General features: G+C 39.4%; 28 protein-coding genes and 1 pseudogene. 17 read left to right on the forward strand and 12 right to left on the reverse strand.

What is annotated here, in order from left to right; genetic code table 11:
- Positions 1 to 202: 202 nt before the first annotated feature.
- The 5 genes from H6G74_RS22390 to H6G74_RS31770 all read left to right on the forward strand — a co-directional run bounded on the left by H6G74_RS22390 (position 203) and on the right by H6G74_RS31770 (position 2,017).
- A complete protein-coding gene (locus H6G74_RS22390) occupies positions 203 to 793 on the forward strand; it encodes a ParA family protein (protein WP_190590261.1) in 591 nt (196 codons plus the stop codon).
- A 5-nt stretch (positions 794 to 798) separates the two neighbouring features.
- Positions 799 to 1,062: a CopG family transcriptional regulator gene (locus H6G74_RS22395; protein ID WP_190590260.1), complete on the forward strand. Its 264-nt coding sequence runs from the start codon at positions 799 to 801 to the stop codon at positions 1,060 to 1,062.
- Positions 1,063 to 1,232: 170 nt separating this feature from the next.
- Positions 1,233 to 1,625 carry a hypothetical protein gene (locus H6G74_RS22400; RefSeq protein ID WP_190969756.1) on the forward strand — a complete coding sequence of 131 codons (393 nt, stop codon included), beginning with the start codon at positions 1,233 to 1,235 and terminating at the stop codon, positions 1,623 to 1,625.
- 52 nt (positions 1,626 to 1,677) lie between these two features.
- Entirely contained in the window at positions 1,678 to 1,872 is a 195-nt protein-coding gene (locus tag H6G74_RS31765; protein ID WP_313888510.1) for an element excision factor XisI family protein, read from the forward strand.
- Between the two features lie 37 nt (positions 1,873 to 1,909).
- Positions 1,910 to 2,017: an element excision factor XisI family protein gene (locus tag H6G74_RS31770; protein WP_313888511.1), complete on the forward strand. Its 108-nt coding sequence runs from the start codon at positions 1,910 to 1,912 to the stop codon at positions 2,015 to 2,017.
- Positions 2,018 to 2,126: 109 nt separating this feature from the next.
- On the opposite strand, the gene H6G74_RS22410 is transcribed toward H6G74_RS31770, so the two are convergent.
- Positions 2,127 to 2,699 (reverse strand): TMEM175 family protein, encoded by a 573-nt coding sequence (locus tag H6G74_RS22410; protein ID WP_190969757.1) that lies wholly within the window; start codon positions 2,697 to 2,699, stop codon positions 2,127 to 2,129.
- Positions 2,700 to 3,133: 434 nt separating this feature from the next.
- Here H6G74_RS22410 and H6G74_RS22415 point away from each other — a divergent pair, with 434 nt between their 5' ends.
- Positions 3,134 to 3,535, forward strand: a complete 402-nt coding sequence (locus H6G74_RS22415; RefSeq protein WP_190590257.1) for a sugar ABC transporter permease — start codon at positions 3,134 to 3,136, stop codon at positions 3,533 to 3,535.
- On the forward strand, positions 3,528 to 5,591 hold the full coding sequence (locus tag H6G74_RS22420) for a caspase, EACC1-associated type (protein WP_190969758.1): 2,064 nt from the start codon (positions 3,528 to 3,530) through the stop codon (positions 5,589 to 5,591). Before H6G74_RS22415 ends, H6G74_RS22420 begins: the two co-directional genes overlap by 8 nt.
- A 105-nt stretch (positions 5,592 to 5,696) precedes the next feature.
- Here the strand turns inward: H6G74_RS22420 and H6G74_RS22425 are convergent, their stop codons facing one another.
- On the reverse strand, positions 5,697 to 5,981 hold the full coding sequence (locus tag H6G74_RS22425; protein WP_190969759.1) for a type II toxin-antitoxin system RelE/ParE family toxin: 285 nt from the start codon (positions 5,979 to 5,981) through the stop codon (positions 5,697 to 5,699).
- Complete coding sequence (locus H6G74_RS22430; protein ID WP_190969760.1) at positions 5,981 to 6,247, reverse strand: type II toxin-antitoxin system ParD family antitoxin; 267 nt, start codon at positions 6,245 to 6,247, stop codon at positions 5,981 to 5,983. The genes H6G74_RS22425 and H6G74_RS22430 overlap by 1 nt, the downstream gene beginning before the upstream one ends.
- Before the next feature lie 232 nt (positions 6,248 to 6,479).
- Between H6G74_RS22430 and H6G74_RS22435 the strand changes: the two genes are divergently transcribed.
- Complete coding sequence (locus H6G74_RS22435) at positions 6,480 to 7,112, forward strand: type I restriction endonuclease (RefSeq protein WP_190969761.1); 633 nt, start codon at positions 6,480 to 6,482, stop codon at positions 7,110 to 7,112.
- On the opposite strand, the gene H6G74_RS22440 is transcribed toward H6G74_RS22435, so the two are convergent.
- The 3 genes from H6G74_RS22440 to H6G74_RS22450 form a co-directional block, all read right to left on the reverse strand.
- Positions 7,113 to 7,688 carry a Uma2 family endonuclease gene (locus tag H6G74_RS22440; RefSeq protein WP_190969762.1) on the reverse strand — a complete coding sequence of 192 codons (576 nt, stop codon included), beginning with the start codon at positions 7,686 to 7,688 and terminating at the stop codon, positions 7,113 to 7,115.
- 254 nt (positions 7,689 to 7,942) lie between these two features.
- Positions 7,943 to 8,176, reverse strand: a complete 234-nt coding sequence (locus H6G74_RS22445) for a hypothetical protein (RefSeq protein WP_190969763.1) — start codon at positions 8,174 to 8,176, stop codon at positions 7,943 to 7,945.
- Between the two features lie 194 nt (positions 8,177 to 8,370).
- Positions 8,371 to 9,009 carry a Uma2 family endonuclease gene (locus H6G74_RS22450; RefSeq protein ID WP_190969764.1) on the reverse strand — a complete coding sequence of 213 codons (639 nt, stop codon included), beginning with the start codon at positions 9,007 to 9,009 and terminating at the stop codon, positions 8,371 to 8,373.
- A gap of 54 nt (positions 9,010 to 9,063) precedes the next feature.
- Between H6G74_RS22450 and H6G74_RS22455 the strand changes: the two genes are divergently transcribed.
- Positions 9,064 to 9,642, forward strand: a complete 579-nt coding sequence (locus H6G74_RS22455; RefSeq protein ID WP_190969765.1) for a Uma2 family endonuclease — start codon at positions 9,064 to 9,066, stop codon at positions 9,640 to 9,642.
- 4 nt (positions 9,643 to 9,646) lie between these two features.
- Here H6G74_RS22455 and H6G74_RS22460 read toward each other — a convergent pair whose 3' ends face one another.
- Both H6G74_RS22460 and H6G74_RS22465 read right to left on the reverse strand, forming a co-directional pair.
- Positions 9,647 to 13,045 carry a PAS domain-containing sensor histidine kinase gene (locus H6G74_RS22460; protein ID WP_190969766.1) on the reverse strand — a complete coding sequence of 1,133 codons (3,399 nt, stop codon included), beginning with the start codon at positions 13,043 to 13,045 and terminating at the stop codon, positions 9,647 to 9,649.
- Between the two features lie 135 nt (positions 13,046 to 13,180).
- A complete protein-coding gene (locus H6G74_RS22465; RefSeq protein ID WP_190969767.1) occupies positions 13,181 to 14,659 on the reverse strand; it encodes an integrase in 1,479 nt (492 codons plus the stop codon).
- 121 nt (positions 14,660 to 14,780) lie between these two features.
- Between H6G74_RS22465 and H6G74_RS22470 the strand changes: the two genes are divergently transcribed.
- The 3 genes and pseudogenes from H6G74_RS22470 to H6G74_RS22480 all read left to right on the forward strand — a co-directional run bounded on the left by H6G74_RS22470 (position 14,781) and on the right by H6G74_RS22480 (position 16,382).
- Positions 14,781 to 15,431, forward strand: coding sequence for a sporulation/spore germination protein (locus H6G74_RS22470; protein ID WP_190969768.1), 651 nt, complete (start codon positions 14,781 to 14,783; stop codon positions 15,429 to 15,431).
- A 211-nt stretch (positions 15,432 to 15,642) separates the two neighbouring features.
- Positions 15,643 to 16,059 (forward strand): annotated as a pseudogene (locus tag H6G74_RS22475) (XisH family protein).
- A complete protein-coding gene (locus H6G74_RS22480; RefSeq protein ID WP_190969769.1) occupies positions 16,047 to 16,382 on the forward strand; it encodes a XisI protein in 336 nt (111 codons plus the stop codon). The pseudogene H6G74_RS22475 and the gene H6G74_RS22480 overlap by 13 nt, the downstream one beginning before the upstream one ends.
- Before the next feature lie 97 nt (positions 16,383 to 16,479).
- On the opposite strand, the gene H6G74_RS22485 is transcribed toward H6G74_RS22480, so the two are convergent.
- The 3 genes from H6G74_RS22485 to H6G74_RS31340 all read right to left on the reverse strand — a co-directional run bounded on the left by H6G74_RS22485 (position 16,480) and on the right by H6G74_RS31340 (position 17,685).
- Positions 16,480 to 16,710, reverse strand: a complete 231-nt coding sequence (locus H6G74_RS22485) for a hypothetical protein (RefSeq protein ID WP_190969770.1) — start codon at positions 16,708 to 16,710, stop codon at positions 16,480 to 16,482.
- Between the two features lie 355 nt (positions 16,711 to 17,065).
- The gene (locus H6G74_RS22490; protein WP_190969771.1) at positions 17,066 to 17,380 is read right to left on the reverse strand and encodes a HigA family addiction module antitoxin; all 315 of its coding nucleotides are present in this window, start codon (positions 17,378 to 17,380) and stop codon (positions 17,066 to 17,068) included.
- 125 nt (positions 17,381 to 17,505) lie between these two features.
- Positions 17,506 to 17,685 carry a hypothetical protein gene (locus H6G74_RS31340; protein ID WP_242051321.1) on the reverse strand — a complete coding sequence of 60 codons (180 nt, stop codon included), beginning with the start codon at positions 17,683 to 17,685 and terminating at the stop codon, positions 17,506 to 17,508.
- A gap of 167 nt (positions 17,686 to 17,852) precedes the next feature.
- Here H6G74_RS31340 and rsmA point away from each other — a divergent pair, with 167 nt between their 5' ends.
- Both rsmA and ispE read left to right on the forward strand, forming a co-directional pair.
- The gene (gene rsmA / locus H6G74_RS22500) at positions 17,853 to 18,695 is read left to right on the forward strand and encodes a 16S rRNA (adenine(1518)-N(6)/adenine(1519)-N(6))-dimethyltransferase RsmA (RefSeq protein WP_190969772.1); all 843 of its coding nucleotides are present in this window, start codon (positions 17,853 to 17,855) and stop codon (positions 18,693 to 18,695) included.
- Positions 18,688 to 19,635: a 4-(cytidine 5'-diphospho)-2-C-methyl-D-erythritol kinase gene (ispE, locus tag H6G74_RS22505; RefSeq protein WP_190969773.1), complete on the forward strand. Its 948-nt coding sequence runs from the start codon at positions 18,688 to 18,690 to the stop codon at positions 19,633 to 19,635. The genes rsmA and ispE overlap by 8 nt, the downstream gene beginning before the upstream one ends.
- A gap of 200 nt (positions 19,636 to 19,835) precedes the next feature.
- Here ispE and H6G74_RS22510 read toward each other — a convergent pair whose 3' ends face one another.
- Entirely contained in the window at positions 19,836 to 20,126 is a 291-nt protein-coding gene (locus H6G74_RS22510; RefSeq protein ID WP_190969774.1) for a hypothetical protein, read from the reverse strand.
- 178 nt (positions 20,127 to 20,304) lie between these two features.
- Here H6G74_RS22510 and H6G74_RS22515 point away from each other — a divergent pair, with 178 nt between their 5' ends.
- The 3 genes from H6G74_RS22515 to H6G74_RS22525 all read left to right on the forward strand — a co-directional run bounded on the left by H6G74_RS22515 (position 20,305) and on the right by H6G74_RS22525 (position 22,450).
- Positions 20,305 to 20,628, forward strand: a complete 324-nt coding sequence (locus H6G74_RS22515) for a DUF3082 domain-containing protein (protein ID WP_190969775.1) — start codon at positions 20,305 to 20,307, stop codon at positions 20,626 to 20,628.
- Positions 20,629 to 21,927: 1,299 nt separating this feature from the next.
- A complete protein-coding gene (locus H6G74_RS22520; RefSeq protein WP_190969776.1) occupies positions 21,928 to 22,167 on the forward strand; it encodes a hypothetical protein in 240 nt (79 codons plus the stop codon).
- Between the two features lie 19 nt (positions 22,168 to 22,186).
- Complete coding sequence (locus H6G74_RS22525; protein ID WP_190969777.1) at positions 22,187 to 22,450, forward strand: hypothetical protein; 264 nt, start codon at positions 22,187 to 22,189, stop codon at positions 22,448 to 22,450.
- The last annotated feature ends 72 nt before the right edge of the window (positions 22,451 to 22,522 follow it).

The raw sequence follows: 22,522 nt of genomic DNA on the forward strand, positions 1-22,522 counted from the left end.
TGCCTAATAGTTTATATGCCTTTGATTAGTATATTAATGTTTTACATGCAGATATTTTATTTACTAAACATATAAATGTTTAGACATTTTGCTATTCAGATGTTTAAATGTTTAGATTAAGCCCCAACGAATGTAATTCGCGGCTATAAAAACAAAGTCCGCCTACGCGGACTAATGAATCAAATCTTGGTAGGTAAATAAAATGATCATCACCGTAGCCGCCTTTAAAGGAGGGGTAGGTAAATCAACGACAGCGTTGCATTTAGCTACATACTTGCAAAACAAAGCTGACACACTATTAGTAGATGGAGATTTAAACCGTAGTGCTTTAGATTGGTCTAACCGGGGTTGTTTACCGTTTAAAGTTGCAGATGAAGCGCAAGCAGTGAGTTTAGCTAAACTCTATGAACATATAGTAATAGATACTCCTGCCAAACCGGATGCAGATGAATTAAAAACCCTGGCGAAAGGTTGTGATTTATTAGTTATACCAACAACTCCAGATGCGATCGCACTAGCCGCAACCTTACAAATGGTAGAGTCATTGCAAAAACTCAAAACCAACTACCGAATTTTGCTCACCCTGATTCCACCATTACCTAATAAAGCAGGCGAAGAAGCGAGAACAACCTTGTTAAGTGCAGGTTTACCTATATTTCAAGCAGGAATCCGGCGATTAGCTGTATTTCAACGTGCGGCTTTAGAAGGAGTTCCTGTAAATGCTGTGAAAGATCCTTACGCTCAAATTGCTTGGCGGTGTTACGCTGAAGCCGGAAAAGAAATATTGAAATAATTAAAATGAATAACAAGAAAAAGACTAGTCGGTTTGATGATTTAATTGATGCTGCCCGTAGTCGTCAACTCAGAGATAAATTGCCAAATGTTGACGATAAACCAACATCTCCTACTAAAAGCACAGACCCAGATTATACCCGTACAACTATTTATTTGCCTAAACAATTACACCGCCAACTTAAAGCCGCCGCAGTCTCTCAAGAACGGCAAATGAGTGATATTGTGACGGAATTAATTGAACAATGGCTGTTAACTCAATCTGGTTAAGTGGCGAAAAATGATGGGTTTGTGTAAGGGTGTATGTATCCACAACCCTTACTTCCCATACCGTTCGGCTAATGCTGATGGCGCAGCCATTTCGCAGAACATAGAGTATAATATCTGGCTTGATGATGAGTTACTTGTAAGTATATATTCTTAATTGAGCGAGATTCTTTATGGGAATGATCTTATTATTGATTTTAATCGTTTGGGCTGTTGTAAATTTTGTAGGTTTATGCTCAGTTTTAATCTCATTTATTAGTTGTCGTAATGTGCCAGGATACCGAAATATTGCAATTGTCAGTGCAGTTTTTATCCCTGCAATTCTTCTGTATTTAACTTTCTTGGATATCTCACTCGATAAACCTACTCCTAGCCCAACTTATGAGATTCAACTACTAGCAGTTATTGTTTGGTCTAAAACTTTTTTAATTTGCTTTTTGGGTGGTTTTGTAACTGCGGTAATTGCGTTATTCAAATCTAATGCTATACGTCGTTTCTCAGCTATTAGTTGGGGTTTTCTGATTTCATCTCTTGCAGCTTCTACATTTGTGTTTATCAAATTTTGATTTACACCTTAAAGTTAATTATTTTTGATCCAGTTCAGAAGGAAATAATAACATGGGCAAAGTAGCTAAATATCAACAAATTATTAAGGAAGTTCTTACTGAATATAGTCAAATTAAGCCAGCCAATGGAGAGATTGAAGTAATTCCTATTTTTAACAGTGAAGCAAATATTTATCAAATTATTCATTTAGGATGGGATAATCGTCATCGAATTTATGGTTGTACAGTTCATATTGATATTAAATAAAGATGATAAAGTTTGGATTCAAAATGATAATACTGAAGTGGGTATTGCTAATGAGTTGGTAGATAGAGGTATACCAAAGCAAGATATTGTAATTGGATATCAAGCACCTTATTTGAGGCATTTTACAGATTATGCAGTTGGTTAATAGACTTCTTGTATGAATGTTATAAAACACAAATTTTAAGTCTCACGCAAAGGCGCAAAGACGCAAAGATTTTATCCCGCTTTGATGCAACGCCCACAATATTTGATTTTCACTGTCTCAAAGCTTTTTCTATTCTGCGGTCAGGTATTAGCCAGATAATGGCAACCAGAACATATAATGCACAGCCGAACCAAGAGTTGACAAAGGATAGTGGTATTGCAGCCGCATAAATCAACAAGGATAGTTTGCCTTTCCAATCTCGACCAACGGCGGTTGCGAGTGTTGAATCTTTACCGTGATGAGAAATTAAGGCGCGGGTGAGAATAAAATAAGCGATCGCAGCCATCAACAGAACTACACCATAAAGGGCAACTGGCAAGTTTGTAAAGTTTTCCCCCATCCAAGCTGTAGCAAAGGGTATTAAAGATAACCAGAATAACAAATGCAAGTTAGCCCATAATGTCCGACCGTTCACTTGTCTAACGGCCTGTAGTAAGTGATGGTGGTTGTTCCAATAGATACCGACGTTGACAAAACTTAAGAGGTAGCTAAGAAATATTGGAATTAGTGGACGGAGTGCGCCTATTTCAGCCCCATGAGGCACTTTTAACTCCAACACCATAATAGTGATGATGATTGCGATTACACCATCGCTAAATGCTTCTAATCGCCCTTTTCCCATCGGTTTATCAGGTGGTTTTGCTATGCTTCTGCAAATTACCTTGTTGGTAAGCTGACAGCAAGTATTTGACGAAAAAGTTTAGAGTTGCGGAAGTTGAATTTTTTGTGTCTCACGCAGAGACACGGAGGCGTAGTACCTAGCCCCGACGAATGGAATTCGCGGCTATAAAAACGAAGTCCGCCTACGCGGACTAAAAAATCAGGGTTGTTGAACCCGCGTAGGCGGGTTTTGTCTGTGTAGCTGCGACTTCAGTCGCTTGGTGCAAGATGTGAAACTACGCCCTTCTCCTATCGGAGATGCGGCACGAATGGCTATGCTTAGGACAAGCTCAGTAACTGGAGGCGCAGAGAGGAATGACCGCAATTTTACTCAAATCGCCCAAATAACCGATACAATCGTTTAAATAGATTCTAAATTATATTTAAGCGATCGCTATGGTAACTACATCTAATGTGCAGGTAACTGTTTCCCTGACGGAGTTGGGTTTGGATGATGAAGAGTTGCAAGCCCAAGTACAGAATTTGCTTCCCCAGTTGCGCGAGGTGGATGGGGTAGAGGATGCAGATTTAGTTGCGGTTACAGATGTACCAGAAGGTTCTAAGGCTTTGGGTGGTTTTTTGTTGGGGTTTTTGAATGCAGAGGTTAACCCCAAAAATTTGAAAGCTTTGTTTGGGTTTCTGGGCGATCGCTTTGGCAACAAACCAATTAAAATTTTGGTGAAAGCGCCTGACGGTAGAGAAATCAACATCGAAGCCAGCAGCCGCGAAGAATTTGACTTTGCTTACCAAAAAGCCCAGGAATTTCTCAACAACTCGTCAAACAGCAACAATGGCTAAAGTAGCACTGCTAATTGGGATTAGTGAATATCAGGAACCAACATTAGCACCGCTACCCAAGGCTGTGGAAGATGTGGAGGCGATGCGGCGAGTGTTAGAGAACCCGGAAATGGGTGGTTTTGATGATGTCACAGTGCTGAAAAATCCCAAGCGTCAGGAGTTGGAAAGGGAAATTTATAACTTGTATGCTAATCGTCAAAAAGATGATTTAGTGCTTTTGTATTTTTCTGGTCATGGGGTGACGGTTGAAAATGGTGATTTTTACTTCTCGACTTGGGAAACTCAAAAAAATCAAAATAAACTGCTGCCATTCACATCTGTAGCCGCCACAAGTGTACACCGATGGATGAATGAGAGTAAATCAAAGCGGAGGGTAGTAATTTTAGATTGCTGCTTTAGTGGTGCTTTTGCCAAAGGTTTGACAGCTAAAGATATTGGTACGATTGCCCTACAACAGCAATTAGGTGGTGAAGGGACAGCAATTCTCACGGCTTCTACTTCTACACAATATGCGTTTGAGTCTGATGAATTAGACTTGTCGATTTACACTCAATATTTAGTAGAAGGCATAGAAAAAGGTGCAGCCGATAAAGATGGCGATGGTTTAATTGCGGTGGATGAGTTGCATGACTACGCCAAAACCAAAGTCCAAGAAGCATCACCCGCGATGACACCGGAGTTTTATCCTTTTAAGGATGGTTATCGGATTTTTTTAGCGAAGTCACCCAAGGATGATCCTAAGCTGAAGTATCGTAAGGAAGTAGAACGCCGCATCAATCAGGGCAAATTTACCATCCCCGCTCGTCGCTTGTTAAACTCATTACGTCTCCAGTTACAGCTTGATGCTGATGTGGCTGATGCAATTGAAGTGGAAGTTAAAAAACCATATCTGGAATATCAGCGCAAATTAGAAGAATATGAAGCAACGTTGGTTGAAACAGTTGAAAGTGAACCAACCCTAAGTGAAAGAACGCTCAACGATTTAAGAGATTATCAGCAACATTTAGGTTTGCGGGATGAAGATGTCGCACCGATAGAAAAACGCATTATTGGACAACCAAAACCGCCTGGGGTTGTGGAAGAATTACCAAACGCGGCGTATCCATCAAACCTAACCCCCAACCCTTTCCCTACGAGGGAAGAGGAGCAAGAATCAAAGCCTCTCTCTGCTTCGGTGAGAGGTTCTACGTTATATGAAGCTATTCAAACTAATCAGTTTGAGTTTGAGATAGTAAAGGTAGACGCTAAAGGACAAATCATCAACCGCAGCCAGGGACGCGCCGAGTATTTTACCGAAGACTTGGGTCATGGCGTAGTTCTAGAGATGGTTGCAATTCCTGGTGGTACATTCCTTATGGGTTCGCCAGAGAGTGAAGAAGGACGATGTGTCTTTGAAAGTCCACAACATCATGTCATTGTTCAACCCTTTTTTATGGGGAAATTTCCCGTCACCCAAGGGCAATGGCAAGCCGTTGCGGCTCTTGATAAGGTAAATATTGATTTAGACCCAGACCCATCCCATTTTCAGGGTGCTAACCGCCCTGTTGAGTGTGTTTCTTGGGATGATGCGGTAGAGTTTTGCGCTCGATTGTCGAAAAAGACTGGTAAGATATATCGCTTACCCAGTGAAGCAGAGTGGGAATATGCTTGTCGTGCAGGAACGACTACGCCGTTTTATTTTGGAGAAACGATTACGACTGAGTTAGCAAATTACAACGGGAATTATATTTACGGTACTGCTCCCAATGGTGAATATCGACAAGAAACAACAGAAGTTGGGAAATTTCCTGCAAACCCCTTTGGTTTATTCGATATGTGCGGTAATGTATCGGAATGGTGTCAAGATAAGTGGCACAAAGACTATAATAACGCTCCAACTGATGGTAGTGCATGGCTTATTGAGAATAATAATCAAATTCAGAGGTGGCTGCGCGGTGGCTCCTGGCCTGACGATCCGAGGAAGTGCCGTTCTGCGTCTCGTTACTACTACGACTATCCGGACTATAGGAACGATGTCTTCGGTTTTCGGGTTGTGGTTTGCGCCGCGAGGGCATAATTCTTTACTCGTTCCTCGCGCTTCGCGCGACAAATTTTTTTAGATTTTACAGATGAATGATTTACCTATAAAACAGTACGATCGCAATCTTTTGTAGCGACTGTCTTAAAATATAGATTCTAAATCCCGATAACCACTAACTACGCGCACAATCACCACACTATCTTCAAAAACTTGATAAAAGATAATGTAACCATCCAGAGGTATTTCTCTCAATCTTGGGTCAAACTTGGCGTAACTTCGCCCGATATTGGGGAATTGCACTATATTTTGGCATTTTCTATTAAATTCTCGAATAAATTTTTCGCCAGCGTTGACATTGCGAACTAGAAAATAATCTAAAATTTCCTCTAAATCTTGGCTTGCTTCCTGGGCAATAAAGTATTCCATTATCCTTGAGTCTCACGGGCTATGCGTAATTTCTCTTCTAGTCGCGTCATTACCACTTGACTATCTAATACATCTCCATGTTCGATAGAAGCAAGTCCAGCAGCTAGTTTTTGCTGAGTTTCTTCTTCCCATTCCTGATAACCCTGTTCCCATTCTTCTAGTAGTTTCAAGGCTTTAATAATCACATCTTCAGCGTTTTCATATCTACCTGTAGCAATTCGGTTTTGGATAAATTGCTCATACTCTGCTTTGAGTTGAATGTTCATAATTTTTAGCAGTTAATTCAGGTGTTATCTAGCCACATTCTACCCAAACTACCATTTTAGAATGTGCGATCGCGCATTATTCACATCTTGCACTTAGCCCCAACGAATAAAAGTCGGGTATCTAAGCCTTGACGCGATAATATACTAAATGTGCGATCGCTAATAATCTTGTTTTAGTCACTCACAATCAGGAAACCCAACACCAAAAATTTTATCTAGCGGTAAAGCAAGGATGACACAGGTAACAGCAATCACGGAAGCAATTACCAGTTTGACAGAAGCAGAAACCCGCTTTGGTTTAGTTCGCGTTGAGTCGGAGGAATTTTTTCCAGAGTGGTGTAGTGAATTACCCCAAATTCCGGAAACAGAAAAAGCTTCCCTGGATGTACTGCGTCGCAGATATCTCTACCACCGTGGTGAAGGTGATTTGTTAGAAGGAACAGTGATGTTGCTAGTGGTATCCCCATTGCTGGCGCTGTCTGGGTTTTATGACCCTCCTTTCAGAATTAAAGCAGAATCATCTGTAGATTTAATATTGAATGATGGGGAAGAAGTACTGCGTGGCAGGATTGATGTTTTGGTACTTCAAAATCAGTTGTGGGTAATGGTGGTAGAATCCAAAAAAACCACACTTTCGATTTGGTCGGCTTTACCCCAAGCCTTAGCTTATCTCATGGCTAATCCTCACATTGATAAACCTGTGTTTGGGATGGTGACAAATGGGGATGATGTTTTGTTTATCAAAGTCAAGCGAGAAGCAGGTACACCAAAATACGATTTATCACGGGTGTTTGCTTTGTTTACATCTGCTAGGGAACTGTATAATATTTGGCAAATTCTCAAGGGTATTGGTCAGGTAATTTGATTAACCTTGCAAAATTTGAGCCACCGTCAATTTTAAATCAGGAAATACTGGTGATGCGATCGCATTATCCCCTACATACACTTGCTCTTCATAAAAACCCTCTACCCATTCCAACACTGTGACTTTTTGAGCAATAGGATCAACAATCCAATACTCAGGAATACCCCGCGCCCCATATTCAGAACGCTTGTAGCGATAATCACGACTGCTTTGGTTAGGGCTGACTACTTCAACTACTAATAATGGTGGTGGCATTTCTGGCATAATTGTAGAGCGTTTCGCGCCCTCCATTGCCGTTGCTAACTCTTCAGAAAACACCATTAAGTCAGGAACACGCACCCGCGAACCCGTGGTGACAATTTCCGTTTTCATTGATAGCCGATAAGCCGGAATACCGAGTTGTACAAAGCAGACAAGCAGAAACATCGCAATTCGGCGATTAATTTCACTCTCGGCTGTCATCAGCAGCAAGTTTCCATCTTCAAACTCATATATTGCATCTGTGCCATCGTCATAGTTAAAGAACTCCTCAATTGTCATCTTTGCAGATGCAGCTTTATCTAATGCGATCGCCATATCATCTTACTTAAGTAGCTAATCTATTATGGCAATTTCCGTTTCAGAGCGATCGCCTGAATGATTGCAGATTTAGAAAATTACTGAAATAGATCACGTCGTGTGCAACTTTCTCTTAAACCTAACCCCCCAACCCCTTCCCTACGAGGGAAGGGGAGTAATCATCAAAGCCTCTCTCCGTTGCGGGGAGAGGTTTGGAGAGGGGTCTAAAAATGCTTTTTTAAAGACGTTGCATTGCAACGTCTTTATGGTGATTAAATCATTATTTGCCGGATTAAAATACTCATCACTTCACCTGAGTTACCAGTTGGTAGCAGTGGACTCCAATCTCCGACACTGGCGTAACCAATTACTTGCAAATGGTGAATTGTACTTGTCACAGCTTTGGAAGAACCCCGCAAAATATGCTTGATTGGTTCTCGCTGGGGAACTGGCTGTTGGGTGGCTTCGTGGCTGGGTGAGGGCGCTAACTTTGATAATTGTGCCATTATGGTATTTGTACTCCATTACGGGGTTTACATAAAGGCGATCGCCCTCCGACCAAAGATGCGTGCGATCGCCTTTATTATTTTCATAATAAGGTATAATTTTATACTTGTCAATCACAAATACAAAAATTCTTGTTAAGAATTATCGAGATTTTAGAGATTATAGATAGTAGGAAATAATCAGGCGATCGTCATTATAATTGCTCTCTTATCCAAGCACGAAAAGCTTTCATGGCTGCATTTCGTCCTTCAGTTTTACTGCGTTGTAAATATTCTGGTATCACTTGAGAGATGGGTAAATTAGGAAAAGCCAAGCTGTTATTAGTTGTTACATATTTACCATTAATCAAGACACTTATTTCTAATTTATTGCCTCTCCATCGCCACAATTCTGGGACTCCTAACACTTCATAATTATTAAACCGAGTCCGCGATGTAATATCAATTTCAATAGCTAAATCTGGCGGTGGATCAATTGTTAAATCAATTCTGTCTTTACCTCTAACAGATGCTTCATTTTGAATGTAAAAGCAATCATCAGGTTCTACCCCAGCATCCATTTTTTCTTCGTCAAAAGTTGTAGAACCCAAACTCCAAAATTCAATGTCGAGTTCTTCTAGAAGAATTTCTACTAAATTACCGATAATTTTTTTACCTACCTCATGTTCTGGTAACGGAGCCATAATTTCCAACACCCCTTGACTGTAAGATATGCGAGAACTGCGATTTTCGCCTAATTCTGCCAAAATATGTTTATAAGTTGACCAAGATATATTTTTAATCAACAACTGATGACCAGCAGGTACAATTAGTTGGTTGAGTTCTAGTAACATCACTTTCCTCGCTGTTTAAATTAACCTAACCAGTACCAACTCTAGGATATAACAATGACAGCTATTACATTCAACCTCAACGCCATTGTTAAGCTCACTGACGAACAGTTTTATCAACTATGTCGAGAAAACCCCGATGTCAAATTTGAGCGCAATAATAAAGGAGAATTAACTGTTATGCCACCCACAGGCGGAGAAACAGGAAAAAGCAATTTTGAAATTGCTGTAGAATTTGGTATATGGAATCGTCAAACAAAATTAGGTGTATGTTTTGATTCTTCCACCTGTTTTAAGCTTCCCAATGGCGCAAATCGTTCTCCTGATGTTGCTTGGATAAAACAAGACAGATGGGATGCACTAACACCCAAGGAAAAAGCGAAGTTTCCCCCCATAGCACCAGATTTTGTTTTAGAGTTGATGTCCCCTAGCGACGATTTGGCAGAAACCCAAGCAAAAATGCGCGAGTATATGGATAATCAAGTGAAACTTGGTTGGTTAATTAATCCTCCAGCCAAGCAAGTTGAAATTTATCGTCAAGGTAAACCAGTAGAAATTTTGGATGCGCCTACACAATTATCCGGAGAAGAGATATTACCAGGATTTATTTTAGATTTAGCAATAGTTTGGAATTAATTCATTATTTACGACTTTGGGGTTGCGTAATGGGAATTTCAATTACAAACTCTGCACCTTGTTTTGGTGTTGAGTTGCAATATAACTTGCCACCATGTCTATCTACTACAATTTGGTAACTAATTGATAAACCTAATCCTGTGCCTTTACCTACATCTTTAGTTGTAAAGAAAGGGTCAAAAAGTTTCGCAATTACAGGTTGAGTAATTCCCAGACCATTATCTGATATATGGATAGCTACTCTGTTTATATTCACTAACTCAGTCCGAATCCAAATTTGTCCTTGTTCACCAATAAAAGCCTCATCTAAGGCATCAATTGCATTACTTAAGATGTTCATAAATACCTGATTTAGTTGACCAGGATAACACTCAACAGGAGGTAATTTACTATATTCTTTAGTGACGATGATTTCTGGATGATTTGGTTTACATTTAAGCCGGTTATGGAGAATCATTAAGGTACTTTCTATACCTTCATGAATATCTACTTGCTTAAATTCCGCTTCATCCAAACGAGAGAAATTACGCAGTGACAAAACAATTTCGCGGATGCGTTGAGTCCCGACTTGCATTGACTGAAGTAGTTTCACTAAATCTGTTTTGAGAAATTCTAAATCAATGTGTGAGATTTCTGCTTGAATTTCTGCTGGCGGCTCAGGAAAATGTTCTTGATAAAGATTTACTAATCTTAGTAAATCTTGGGTATATTCGCTGGCTGGAATAAGATTAGCGTGAATAAAGTTGACTGGATTATTAATTTCATGGGCTACACCTGCAACCATATTACCCAAAGAAGACATTTTTTCGCTTTGAATAAGTTGCGATTGAGTGCGTTGGAGTTCTAATAAAGTATTTTTTAAATTTTGAGCTTGTTGTTGTAATTGAATAACTGCTTGTTTGCGTTCAGTAATATCAGTTGATACGCCTAATATTTGCTTAACTTTGCCATCAGCATTGCGAGTAAATGGTGTTTCTCTTGTATATAGCCAAGACCATTCACCATTGTGTTTTTTTATCCGAAATTCAACTTCAAAAATATCTCCATCATTAGCAGTTTCTATTTTTCGATGATTTTGGATGACTATCGCTAAGTCATCGGGATGAACAATAGTAGGAATTACTTTATCTCCCATTTGTTCAATCATTTCGATAGAATAACCAAGCACAGTAGCGATTTCTTTATTGGCATACACATTGCGTTGTTCTTCTAAGTCGAAAATGTAGAGGACATTAGGCGAGGAATCTGCAATGCGTTGAATAAAGTGTTGACTAGCTTGTAGTTCTGCTTCTGCTTGTTTGCGAGCTGTAATATTCAAAGTTGAGCCAACAATTCGATAAATTTTACCTTCATTATTTTTCACAGGATTGAGAGTAGTCAACCACCAAGTTTCCTCACCTTCAAAAGTCAAACATTCTTCATAATTAATGCTATCACCAATATCTACACAGCTTTGATAGCGTTGAGTAACTGCTTTACCTTCAATTTCACCATGTAAATCTCTGGGTGTTTTACCAACTATTTTGTCATGATTAATCCCCACCATTTTTTCTGCTGCTGAGTTGCAACCAGCAAACCGAAATTCACCATTTTCTAAAACATTAACGACAAATATTAATTGAGGAAATCCGTCGTAAATGGTGCGTAAAAACTGCTCTTGTTGTTGTAATTGAGCTTCTGCTTGTTTGCGATCGCGACTATCCCGTGTAATAGTTGATAGATATAAAGGTTCACCCGTCTCAGGGTCTTTCATCAAAAAAAGATTATAATCAACTGGGATAATCTCTTTGCTTTGAAAGTGTTGAAACCGATATTCTCCTTGCCAAATACCATCTCGCATCACTGCCGGAATAATCTGCTGATAGAGATATTCTTTATCTTCTGGGGCAAAGCAGGTATCAAGGCTGAAATCCTCACTAAATCCTTGACTAGCTAATCCCAATAACTTGCGTCCAGCTTCATTTAAAAATATAGGTTTGCCGTTTAAATCTGCACAACCAATGAAATCACTGCTATTTTCAATTAAAGAAACAAACAATTGACGTTCTTTCTCGGCTTGCTTACGTTCTGTAATGTCGGTGATAGTAATAACTAGTTGAACAATTTGCGAGTCACTGTCAAAAAGCGGCGTAACATTGAAGAACCACCAAATTTCTTGTTCATTTACGACAAAAGATTCTTCAAAAAATATCGTCTTGCGAGATTGTACACATTCTCTGTAGCGTTGATGATAATAATCTGCCACCTCAGCAGGTAGCCCTTCCGTCATTGTTTTTCCGACTAAAGGTTCTAAAGGTACCAAGCTAAAGTTAAGAATTGCAGGATTCCATTTCACAAAACGAAACTCCGTACCGTTATCTAAAACGTCTAAAACGCAGATACCATAATCTACGCCTTCCCAGATACTTTGTAAAAACTGGGCTTGTTCTTTGAATTGTTGTTCAGTTTGTTGGGCTTCGGTAATATCAGCCAAGTAACCATACCAAGTAATTGCCCCGTCTGCTTGCAATTCTGGCCGAGATGCACCACGAACCCATTTCTGTTGACCAGAGATATTGCCCACCCGCCATTTATAGTTAAACTTTTGCAGAGTTTGGGCAGATTGCATAATTGCAGCTTGCAATTCAGGAAGATCATCAGGGTAGACATCAGCAAATCCCATGACTGCATCGTTTTGAACTTCTTCTGGTTCTAGACCTAAAACTTCACGGCATCCCGGAGACACAAAGGGAAAAGATATACTACCATCAGTATCCAGCCGACATTCATACAACATCCCCGGTACACTATCAGCCAGCTTTTGAAATCTAGCTTCACTTTGGCGTAAAGCGGCTGTACGTTCATCGACTTTTGCTTCTAATTCTTCATTTAATTGTTTAAGAGCGGCTTCTGCTTGTTTGCGTTCCGTAATATCCAAAATGACACCACAGAAAATAATTTCCCCTTCTTCATTACGTGTAGGTGTTGAGTCGCCTTGAAACCAGCGAATTTCGCCATTGGGTTTCACCAAACGCCCTTCGTAGTGCCAAGTAATAGATTTTTCTATGGCTATTGTTGCTGAATCTATATAACTATCAAAATCTTCTGGATGTATACAAGCATGAAATTTACTAATATCCTCCATCACTTCGGCTGCTGTGACACCTGCAAGCTGCCAAATAAAATCGCTCACATAGTCTACTTTCCAAACACCATTGCGATTGGTGAATTGAAAAATTGCCCCGAATATATTATCTGTAATACTTTTTAAACGCCTTTCGCTATTTTCTAGGGTGATTTCTGGATGTAAGTTTCTGCATGAATTGGTTTGCTGATACTGGACAACTAGCTGACGCAACTCCCTGAGTTCTTGGTGCAGAGAATCGTAAGTATTTTTATCTACAGTTATCAGATTACCAGCCATAGTTTTGTTACTTGCCTGTTAGGGAACTGAATTGAACTTAATCTATATGTTTCCCAATCTCAGGCGAACAAGAACAAGATCCCCGATTTCTTGAAGAAGTCGGGGATCTGAGTCTTTCTAAGATGAAATTTCGTCTTATATTTCTTGATTTAACAATTCACCCAATTGATGCTTAATCAATAAACCTTTGAGGGTGGCATTTTCAGCTTTTAGGGCTGTGTTTTCTGCTTCTAGTTCTTTAATTCTTTCTTGTAAAGCTTCTTTAGTTGTACCTTGTCGATGAATGACAACTTCTTGATAAATCGCTAAATTCGCATCTTCATTCATCCAACGTTGATAAGTTTTTGTATGTTCCTGGACTGTATGCCCCATGTAATCAGCCATTGTTTTGATTGGCACTCTTAAACGATGACCGCGAATTGCATAGGCATGACGCAAATCGTAAGGTTTAAATCCGACCTCGGCATTTCTAAATCTAACTTGCAGTTTTGCAGTTTTATTATTCAAAGTACCTGTATGGCAAGGCAATTTAATAGTTTTTAAATCAAACAATTCTACCCAATGGGGATGTAGGGGGGGAATACCACAACTGCGTTCACCAGTTTTTGTCCCGTCAGTCAAGCTAGGATTTAATTTTACTAAATGAAAGGTGTTAGCTGTATCCATAAAAGCATCTATATCAACAGCAAATAATTCGTGGGGTCTTAAACCATAAGTCGCTAACATTCCATAGGCCCATTGCCATTGCTCTGGTTCTGTGAGGTTCTCTTTACTGGCATATACTGATAATGGGCTACCAATTTTGATAAATCCCTGAATAATCTCTTCATCAGTGGGGACTTTTCGCAGTGTGGGATGGGGTTTGGGGGTGGCGTAACTATAAATTGTGGCAAAGTTGGTAATTCCGCAAAACTCACAAAACTTTTTCAATTGCCAAACTAAGAAAAAGCGCGATGAGGTATTAGGTTTAGTCTTTTCTAATGCTGCTTCTAATGCTTGGGCAGACATGGGAATGTCTGGGGGTAATTTTTTAAGATGACGCAGATAATGAGTTTCCCAGGTGCGGATTCCTTGGCGATTTTTTTCATGAGTTTTCCAAAATTGGCGCTCGTATTCTTGAATTAATTCACTGATGAGTTTGGTAGATTTTTCTGGGGCTGTGGGTTCAATTTTTTGGGCTTGTTTACCCAGTAGTTCAGCAGTCCATTGAAATTGTTTAGTGATTAATAATAAGTCTAGTTCTCGCGCCTTGAAAACTGCCATTTTCAGCCCGGTATCATTGGCAGCAAATCCACAAGAAATGGTATATTGTTTGTTAGGACTACCTTGTTTACCAATGTCACCTGGTCTACAAGGAAATGTGCCTTGTAAGCCGATGGTTTTATGACTGGTTAATTTCAGTTTGACTTTAACTTTTTCTAAGTTTAATGCTGAGTTAGCTTGCTGAATGGCATATTTAATTCTTAAATATTCTCGTTCAATTTTGGCAAATTCATCTGATGCAGGGTGTTTGGCTTTCCACTGCTTCCATTTAGATGGTTCCCATTGGTCAATTGTAATACTCTCCCATTCAGCTTTACGGGGGTCGTAGGTGCTGGTGGCGTTACTGGGCATGATGATCTAATTTGAAGATAAGTAATCAGAGTATAAGAATTAAAGCAATACTATTGGCAAATTTATACGGAATTGATACCAATGACACTGAAGTTAAACAAGAGAGTATGGCAGTACAACTATGAGTCAAAGATATTTAATTCCATTAATTGTTGTGGCGATCGCCGCCAGTCTGGGCAGTTGTAGTTCTAATCCTACACCAACAGCCAGCAAAATTGACGCTGAAACCCCAACAACCACTTCTACCACCAATCCCAACCCTATTCCTAGCCAAAGCCCTAGTATGGCTCAACTACGAGACAAAAATCCAAAAATTGAGCCATTGGAAGCAACACCAAAAACTGAGACAAATAACACTGTTAAAACTACTCCCAGCAATACAAAAATTGAACCGTTGGAAGCAGCACCAAAAACCGAGACAAGTAACACTGTCAAAGTTACCCTCTACACCAGCGATGTTCAATGTCAAGAATTTATTCCCCAAAAGGTGGAAGTGTCAGCCACCGAACCTGTATCCAGCGCCGTTGGTAAAATTGTCCAAGAACGAGACACCGCCGACTTTAGTTTGTCTGGTTATCGGGTGAATGTGCGAAATGGGGTAGCTACTGTTGATTTGCGTTTATCTCCTCAGTCGAAGCGCCAAATAGCTTCCCTTTCTAGCTGCGAACAGTTTGCTTTATTTGGAAGTGTCCGCAAAACTTTGATGAGTAATTCTCAATGGAAAATTAAAGACGTGCGCTTTACAGAGAAGGGCGAAGACATTGTGCTTTAGTTATTTTTGATTCTGCTTTACTTTTATGGGTGGAGGCGCACAAGATAAAGATTGCGTCTCCACCCAAGACTTATTTTTGTAGTTGAGAAATCTTGCGGTTTTCGGCGTATTATTTTGTTGGGTTACGCTGTCGCTCCACCCAACCTACAGGAGATTGCTACCTTACTACACCTACACATTAAAATATGAAGTAAATCAGAAAAAGTCAACTATGGCTGCTAAAGATAAATTTCATGCTGTGGTTAGAATTGCTTTAGAAAAGCAGCAGTGGAGGATAACCGATGATCCTCTGCGACTAGAAGTTGGCGGAACTAAATTTGAAATAGATTTAGGTGCAGAGCAACTGTTAGCAGCAGAGCGAGGTGAAGAAAAAATTGCAGTTGAGATTAAAACATTTTTGAGTGATTCACCACTAACAGATTACCATGCTGCGTTGGGACAGTTTTTGAATTATCGGCTTGCTTTGGAAATTAGTGATCCAACTCGGATTCTATATTGAGCAGTGCCTGTAGGTGTTTACGAAGTCTTTTTCAAGCGGGAATTTGCCCAAATATCTGTAGAGAGATATCAAATCAAACAAATTATTTATGACCCGATTCAAGAGGTAATTTTACAATGGATACCCTAGAGTCTTATCGTAATATCATTCAGTCATTGCTGACGGCTTATGCTGCTATTCCCATAGCAAATGGTCAGATTGATTGCTACACGGTTTTTGATACAAAACAAGACCATTATATGGTTATGAATGTTGGTTGGGATGGTCATCGACGAGTTTATGGCTGTGTTTTACATTTGGATATTAAGCAGGGAAAAATTTCAATTGAGCAGAATATGACGGAAATGAGAGTAGCTCAAGAACTTGTAGATCGAGGAGTTCCGAAAGATGATATTGTTTTAGGATTTCAAGCTCCTGAAATGAGAGAATATACAGGATATGGAGTTTTTTGACAGCTATCAGATGGTAGGTTGGGTGGAGGCGCACAACAGATATCAAAAGCAACACGATAAATTTAAATTGCGCCGTAACCCAACACAAATTGCAGCGTTAATTTTTGTAGTTGAGAAATTTTGCCTTTTTCGGCGTATTATTTGTTGGGTTACGCTGTCGCTCCACCCAACCTACGGGAGAGGCGATCGTACTGAATCTTATTGAATCGGACAACTGTTCGACTTTGCAGCCTACCAAGCTATCCGACTCGGTTTGATATTCGGAGGTTGTCGCCTTCCTCGCTGGTTCAGGTCTGGACTCCTTGGTGTACGCTCGATAAATTCCCATTTACCGACTCTGACTTTGAGCGTCAGGAATGGTAATTGGCGCTACATCGTCGGTGACAATCAAAATGCTGTCTGGTGGTGTGTCTGACATATCTATGCTCTGTTTTTATTTAGCATTTTCGCATAAATATTTTGTATCACGTAGAAACACGGAGAGATTTAACATTAGATTATCAGTGATGCTTTAGATCCCCGACTTCTAAAAGAAGTCGGGGATCTTTCCGTTCAACAAACTACTAGTACACTCGTTTTACCAAATGCAGATTTAGCTAAAATGGAAGTTGAACATTGATACCCTGTAGAGTAACTGGTGATGATGAAGTGCGATCGCCTAAATTTCTCGTAAGATTAGGTAATCAAGTAACTTGTTCTTTACGGGTAAATTTCAGTATGCTGTTCAAATCTTCTGCTTCTTCTTGAAAGACTTGATAAAGTTCCCAGTTTTGTTGTAGGTTCAACCAAAACTCTGCACTATTTCCCAAAAATTTTGCTAACTGCAATGCTGTGCTTGGTGTTATTGGGCGTTTTCCAGTTACTATTTCATTTATGTGTTGAGGGGAAACGTGAATTGCTTGAGCTAGTTCGGTTGGTGATATTTCTAGTGGTTCTAGAAAGTCTTTGAGTAAAATTTCTCCAGGATGGTTGGGAGGACGATATTTAGGGATTTTCATGATTATGTACCTCAATCGTGATAATCTACTATTTCTACTTCACAAGCTCCTTCATTTGTCCACACAAAACACATTCGATATTACTTGTTAAGTCTCATAATATGCTGACCTTCTCTGTCATTTCATCATGCTTCTAACTTATTAACTGGATGTATTTTCATATCATCTAAAGATATTGCCGCATTTAGTTGATATAGTTTTCTTTGTGCAATATTCCACAGATTGACAGGACAAGTTTTTCGAGCATCTTTTGAACTGTTGCCATCAAAGATATCTTCTGTGTCTTGATTTTTGAATGACACCATTATAATTAACACGATGGCACAGATGTTACGCCACAGATACCACAAAATTGTCATGATTGCAATAAAAACTGGCGAAATGTTATAAAAAACAATATTTAAAAGTAAGCAAAAAGTAAGAAATGGATTTTTCGACAAACGCCCAAAACAATACAGGACAAGAGAAATAGATGGTACGACCGCGCAAGGTTTTTGCTCAACATTGGCTCAAAAGTGACAAGGTACTCAACGCAATAGTGCAGGCAGCAGATTGTAGTACAAATGACCGCATCCTGGAAATCGGGCCGGGTACAGGCATTTTGACACGGCGTTTACTACCTTTGGTAGAGGCTTTATTAGCAGTGGAAATTGATAGGGATTTATGTAAGTTATTAGTCAAAGAATTGGGGAGTAAAGAGAATTTTTTATTATTACAAGGTGATTTTTTAGAGTTAGATTTAGCAGCGAATTTAACAGCGTTTCCCAAATTTCAAAACGCGAATAAAGTAGTGGCGAATATTCCCTACAACATTACTGGGCCAATCATCGAAAAACTATTAGGAACAATTGCCAATCCTAACCCCAAACCATTCGATTCGATAGTGCTATTAATTCAAAAAGAAGTAGCAGAAAGATTGTATGCTAAAGCCGGGTCAAAAACTTTTGGAGCGTTATCAGTTAGGGTGCAGTATTTAGCAGAATGTGAGTTAATTGGTCCAGTTCCGGCTAGTGCATTTTATCCAGCGCCAAAAGTAGATTCGGCTGTCGTACGGCTGCGTCCTCGTCAGTTAGAAATTCTTGCCAATGACCCACGCAGATTAGAGAATCTGGTAAAGTTAGGTTTTGGGTCAAAGCGCAAAATGTTGCGGAACAACTTGCAATCTGTAATTGACCGCGATCGCCTGACCCAATTACTGGAACAATTAGAAATAAATCCCCAAGCCAGGGCTGAAGAAATCAGCACTCAGCAATGGGTAACTCTGAGTAACCTACTCAGCACTTTTAACTCAGCACTCAGCACTCAAGATGCGTAGTTACACCCTCATCGCCCCTGCCAAAATTAATTTGTATCTGGAAATCATTGGCGATCGCCCCGATGGTTATCATGAGTTAGTCATGATTTTGCAAAGCATCGACCTCGCCGACAAAATTTCTGTCCGCGCCATCAGTGAACAAATTATTCGCGTCCACTGTAACCATCCCCAAGTTCCCACCGATAAAACTAATCTTGTATATCGCGCCGCCGAATTAATGACCAAACAATTTCCCGAAGCTGCGGCGAAACATGGTGGAGTGGAAATCACATTAGAGAAAAATATTCCTGTTGCGGCTGGGTTGGCGGGAGGTTCGACAAATGCGGCGGCGGTACTAGTCGGGATAGATTTATTGTGGAACTTGGGACTGACTCAAACAGAAATTGAAGAGTTGGGTGCTACTTTAGGTTCAGATATACCATTTTGTGTCGCAGGTGGAACAGCGATCGCTACAGGTAGAGGAGAACAACTCGCACCACTACCAAATTTAGATCATATATATATAGTATTGGCAAAATATCGTAGCCTAGAAGTATCTACCCCTTGGGCATACAAAACCTATCGTCAAGAATTTGGTCATACCTATCTCAAAGACACCGAAGATTTAACCGCCCGCGCCGCCGCAGTTCATTCCGGTGAAATAGTCCAAGCAATAGTCCGTAAAGATGCAACAGAAATTGCTCAAAAACTGCACAATGATTTAGAGCGTGTAGTTTTACCTGCTTATTCTCAAGTCATGCAACTGAGGGAACTGTTTGCAACTCAACCAGGAGTTCTCGGAACTATGATGTCTGGTTCTGGGCCGAGTGTGTTTGCAATTGTCGAGTCGGAACCCCAAGCACAAGCAGTCAAACAATACATCAGGGAATCAATTCCTGACGAAGATTTAGAATTGTTTGTGACTCGCACCATTACACATGGTATTCAGATAGAATCTTAAGAAGTAAAAAGGTAATATCCATAAATAAATTTACATCGCTGTCTTGGGGTTTTCCCTATCGCAGTCCTATTTGAGAGATGAACAAACGATACTAGCGAGACAAGGGAGAGATGTTTGTCAATCATTTAGGATTTCTATATGAGTGACTGGCGTAGGCTTGTGACTTTTGCTTTTTAACTTTTTACTTTTGCCTTGTTTGTTCAAACTAAACCAAATTGATTCTGAAGTTTGAATGCAACAATACCAAGCAAGACCACAAGTCCTAAAGCTCTGCGAAAATAATTTACACCTTCAAACAATTCTAGCCAAGCCCAAGTAAACAAAGAGCCAGTCGCCAGGGTATCAAAGACTAGATGGATTTTCCCAGTCGAAAAAATTAGCGACAATATACTTGTGACAAACCACACAATCAGAGGTAAGTTGGGCATTTGAGCAATGACAATATTACCATTGCTATCACGAAAGGTTTTATCAACTAATGTATTGTCCATAATTTTCGCTTGGAGTTGTTTAATCCAATTAAAACATTCAGACACATCCCAGCCCAATGTATCTAATTGCTGATATTGGGGCAGTTCAGATATGTCTGTATGGGTATATTCAGATTAATGCAGCAAGCAAGATACAATTGTGGACATAGCTGAGACGCGATGGAATTTTTCTGATTGTATGAGTGACCAAAATATCACACCCCAAGAAACCACAACACCAACTCAAGTATCACCACTACGCTGCATCACAGGCGCAATCATTTCTAGTGGATTAGCATATACTTTATATTCGCTGATGATTGCGATCGCTACTAACTTCGCCAGCAAACCACTCCATTCTCAAAATGAACTCGTCATCAAGATTAGCTCTGCGGTACGCACCTTAGTTGTGGGGATAGTTGCTTTAGGTAGTGGCATATTTGGGATAGTAGCGATCGGTTTAATCGCTCTAGCTGTGCAACTATTAATACAGCAGCTATCAGCCAAACCAAAGAGCAACTAAAATCGTGTTCGCTGACAGACTTGAGAATACTGATTTCCTACTCAGCACTCAGCACTCACTACTTTGAGATACTATCTCTGACTCACATGCAAGCACTTTTCCAACTGAGTGCAAGTATTAAGAAGCTGCTGCTTTTTTCGCCAATATTTGGGAGGTATGCCAATTAAAAATTAATTGAAATTGCTGATTTATTTAAAAATATTCTACCAATAAAAAGATATCACTTTTATTTTCTTGATATGAAAAAATATTGCTTGTTAAAAAGTAAAATTTTTATATGGAAAATATAAAGACATCTTCATTTTTACTGCTAATTCAGTAGTTAATCACAATATAAACTACCCATTGTTTATCAATAAAAATTAGATATATCAGCTTTCGTGCCAAGTGAATAATTAGTATGAAATTAGAGGTAAAGAGTATATATTTATATCAAAATCTTAGATATGAATCGACTTAAAAAAATCACATCCATTATGACAAAGGTACTGTAAACTGACATAAGTTTACTAATTTTGATTATTTACAAAAGTAAATATTAGAAAAATATCGTAATCTTTATTATCTGGGTTGGTTCATATAATATTTAATTTTCTAAATTCTATTCCCTATGGAATCTAACTATAAAATCATAAGCACAATCATCTATCTCTAGGTATAAATAAATCAATGAATAAGCTAAAATATCTGATAAAAAAGATGAATAATAAGATATACATCCACCTTTAGAATTAAAAAATATTAAATTTTCATGTATTGTAAAATACATGAAATTAATTGTGATGACAAAAAAATCGCAGAGCGAGTCAAACATTGATTGTTTTTCAAATCATGTCATATCACTGCATTGTTAATATTGATGCAAAGCAGTAGAAAGTTGACAAAAATTAATTAATATAGGGAGCATATTTAATTGCTGAAAAATCAGTACACTGACTCCCTAATCCCTAGCTACACAAGTAAATTCGGAAATCACACCAAATTTCTATAGGAAGAGCGAAATAATAGATAGGTCTAGCAAAACAATCATCATATATCTGCAACCTAATCTTCAGTAGTCTTAACAAAGAAGCAGCTTCTGCAACACGGTTTATTGATAGGGGCGGGACTATGGATCAATCACTCTTGCAAATCACAATGCTAGTTGATGCCCATCCACCCCTATTTTCAAATTCTGTTGGTGCTGATTGATTTAGTGCTGTAGTGTCAAACTTGTTTTGTTGAGGTAGCGAGATTGATGGACAATCCAGCGATCGCGCCATACTCCCAGCAAAAGTTTACAAGAAATGCCGATGATTTGTGATTCCTTCACCTACCAAACCTTGGGCGATGTTCATGTATCCTGCACTGTCACTGAAATCAAAATGTTTCACCTGGATGGATGGAGGCTTATTCACCAGCAGCTACGCATATCCAGGACGATATCCATTATTCCCACTGTTACGGGAGTGCTTATCCCACTACTCGCAACTATTGGCAATGACATGCAATCAGCAATACAACACAGAATTATTTGCAGAAGAAGAACGCAGCACATGACCGTCAGCTTGTCTTCAGTGTGAATTACACTCTTCATCTACCACCTACAGACCAATCCATAAACTACAAGGGTCAACGTCTTCTACCAAACCATGAAACAGGTGAGTATGCCAAATTAGCTGAAGTGGCATTCGACTACTTTCGCCAAGCTCCGAGCAGAAATTTTTCGGCGAGAGCAATTGGTCTGGAGATTATCAAAATTACAGTCCCTAGTGTAATTAAAAAAGTTTTCATCGATATACGCCGCATTTTTGGGGGCAAATATGTAGGTGCATATCGATAGCCTAGCCTATAATTATCCGTCCTATTTATATCCGTGAAACAATAGGCGGATACCCTGAGCAGAGTTTTTGGT

It is taken from the genome of Nostoc spongiaeforme FACHB-130 (assembly GCF_014698475.1).
Taxonomy (GTDB): Bacteria; Cyanobacteriota; Cyanobacteriia; order Cyanobacteriales; family Nostocaceae; genus Nostoc_B; species Nostoc_B spongiaeforme.

What these genes read in the sequence shown, in the direction of transcription:
- H6G74_RS22390 (WP_190590261.1), top strand. Translation starts at nt 203, where the DNA reads ATGATCATCACCGTAGCCGCCTTTAAAGGAGGGGTAGGTAAATCAACG.
- H6G74_RS22395 (WP_190590260.1), top strand. Translation starts at nt 799, where the DNA reads ATGAATAACAAGAAAAAGACTAGTCGGTTTGATGATTTAATTGATGCT.
- H6G74_RS22400 (WP_190969756.1), top strand. Translation starts at nt 1,233, where the DNA reads ATGGGAATGATCTTATTATTGATTTTAATCGTTTGGGCTGTTGTAAAT.
- H6G74_RS31765 (WP_313888510.1), top strand. Translation starts at nt 1,678, where the DNA reads ATGGGCAAAGTAGCTAAATATCAACAAATTATTAAGGAAGTTCTTACT.
- H6G74_RS22410 (WP_190969757.1), bottom strand. Translation starts at nt 2,699, where the DNA reads ATGGGAAAAGGGCGATTAGAAGCATTTAGCGATGGTGTAATCGCAATC.
- H6G74_RS22415 (WP_190590257.1), top strand. Translation starts at nt 3,134, where the DNA reads ATGGTAACTACATCTAATGTGCAGGTAACTGTTTCCCTGACGGAGTTG.
- H6G74_RS22420 (WP_190969758.1), top strand. Translation starts at nt 3,528, where the DNA reads ATGGCTAAAGTAGCACTGCTAATTGGGATTAGTGAATATCAGGAACCA.
- H6G74_RS22425 (WP_190969759.1), bottom strand. Translation starts at nt 5,981, where the DNA reads ATGGAATACTTTATTGCCCAGGAAGCAAGCCAAGATTTAGAGGAAATT.
- H6G74_RS22430 (WP_190969760.1), bottom strand. Translation starts at nt 6,247, where the DNA reads ATGAACATTCAACTCAAAGCAGAGTATGAGCAATTTATCCAAAACCGA.
- H6G74_RS22435 (WP_190969761.1), top strand. Translation starts at nt 6,480, where the DNA reads ATGACACAGGTAACAGCAATCACGGAAGCAATTACCAGTTTGACAGAA.
- H6G74_RS22440 (WP_190969762.1), bottom strand. Translation starts at nt 7,688, where the DNA reads ATGGCGATCGCATTAGATAAAGCTGCATCTGCAAAGATGACAATTGAG.
- H6G74_RS22445 (WP_190969763.1), bottom strand. Translation starts at nt 8,176, where the DNA reads ATGGCACAATTATCAAAGTTAGCGCCCTCACCCAGCCACGAAGCCACC.
- H6G74_RS22450 (WP_190969764.1), bottom strand. Translation starts at nt 9,009, where the DNA reads ATGTTACTAGAACTCAACCAACTAATTGTACCTGCTGGTCATCAGTTG.
- H6G74_RS22455 (WP_190969765.1), top strand. Translation starts at nt 9,064, where the DNA reads ATGACAGCTATTACATTCAACCTCAACGCCATTGTTAAGCTCACTGAC.
- H6G74_RS22460 (WP_190969766.1), bottom strand. Translation starts at nt 13,045, where the DNA reads ATGGCTGGTAATCTGATAACTGTAGATAAAAATACTTACGATTCTCTG.
- H6G74_RS22465 (WP_190969767.1), bottom strand. Translation starts at nt 14,659, where the DNA reads ATGCCCAGTAACGCCACCAGCACCTACGACCCCCGTAAAGCTGAATGG.
- H6G74_RS22470 (WP_190969768.1), top strand. Translation starts at nt 14,781, where the DNA reads ATGAGTCAAAGATATTTAATTCCATTAATTGTTGTGGCGATCGCCGCC.
- H6G74_RS22480 (WP_190969769.1), top strand. Translation starts at nt 16,047, where the DNA reads ATGGATACCCTAGAGTCTTATCGTAATATCATTCAGTCATTGCTGACG.
- H6G74_RS22485 (WP_190969770.1), bottom strand. Translation starts at nt 16,710, where the DNA reads ATGGGAATTTATCGAGCGTACACCAAGGAGTCCAGACCTGAACCAGCG.
- H6G74_RS22490 (WP_190969771.1), bottom strand. Translation starts at nt 17,380, where the DNA reads ATGAAAATCCCTAAATATCGTCCTCCCAACCATCCTGGAGAAATTTTA.
- H6G74_RS31340 (WP_242051321.1), bottom strand. Translation starts at nt 17,685, where the DNA reads ATGGTGTCATTCAAAAATCAAGACACAGAAGATATCTTTGATGGCAAC.
- rsmA (WP_190969772.1), top strand. Translation starts at nt 17,853, where the DNA reads ATGGTACGACCGCGCAAGGTTTTTGCTCAACATTGGCTCAAAAGTGAC.
- ispE (WP_190969773.1), top strand. Translation starts at nt 18,688, where the DNA reads ATGCGTAGTTACACCCTCATCGCCCCTGCCAAAATTAATTTGTATCTG.
- H6G74_RS22510 (WP_190969774.1), bottom strand. Translation starts at nt 20,126, where the DNA reads ATGGACAATACATTAGTTGATAAAACCTTTCGTGATAGCAATGGTAAT.
- H6G74_RS22515 (WP_190969775.1), top strand. Translation starts at nt 20,305, where the DNA reads ATGAGTGACCAAAATATCACACCCCAAGAAACCACAACACCAACTCAA.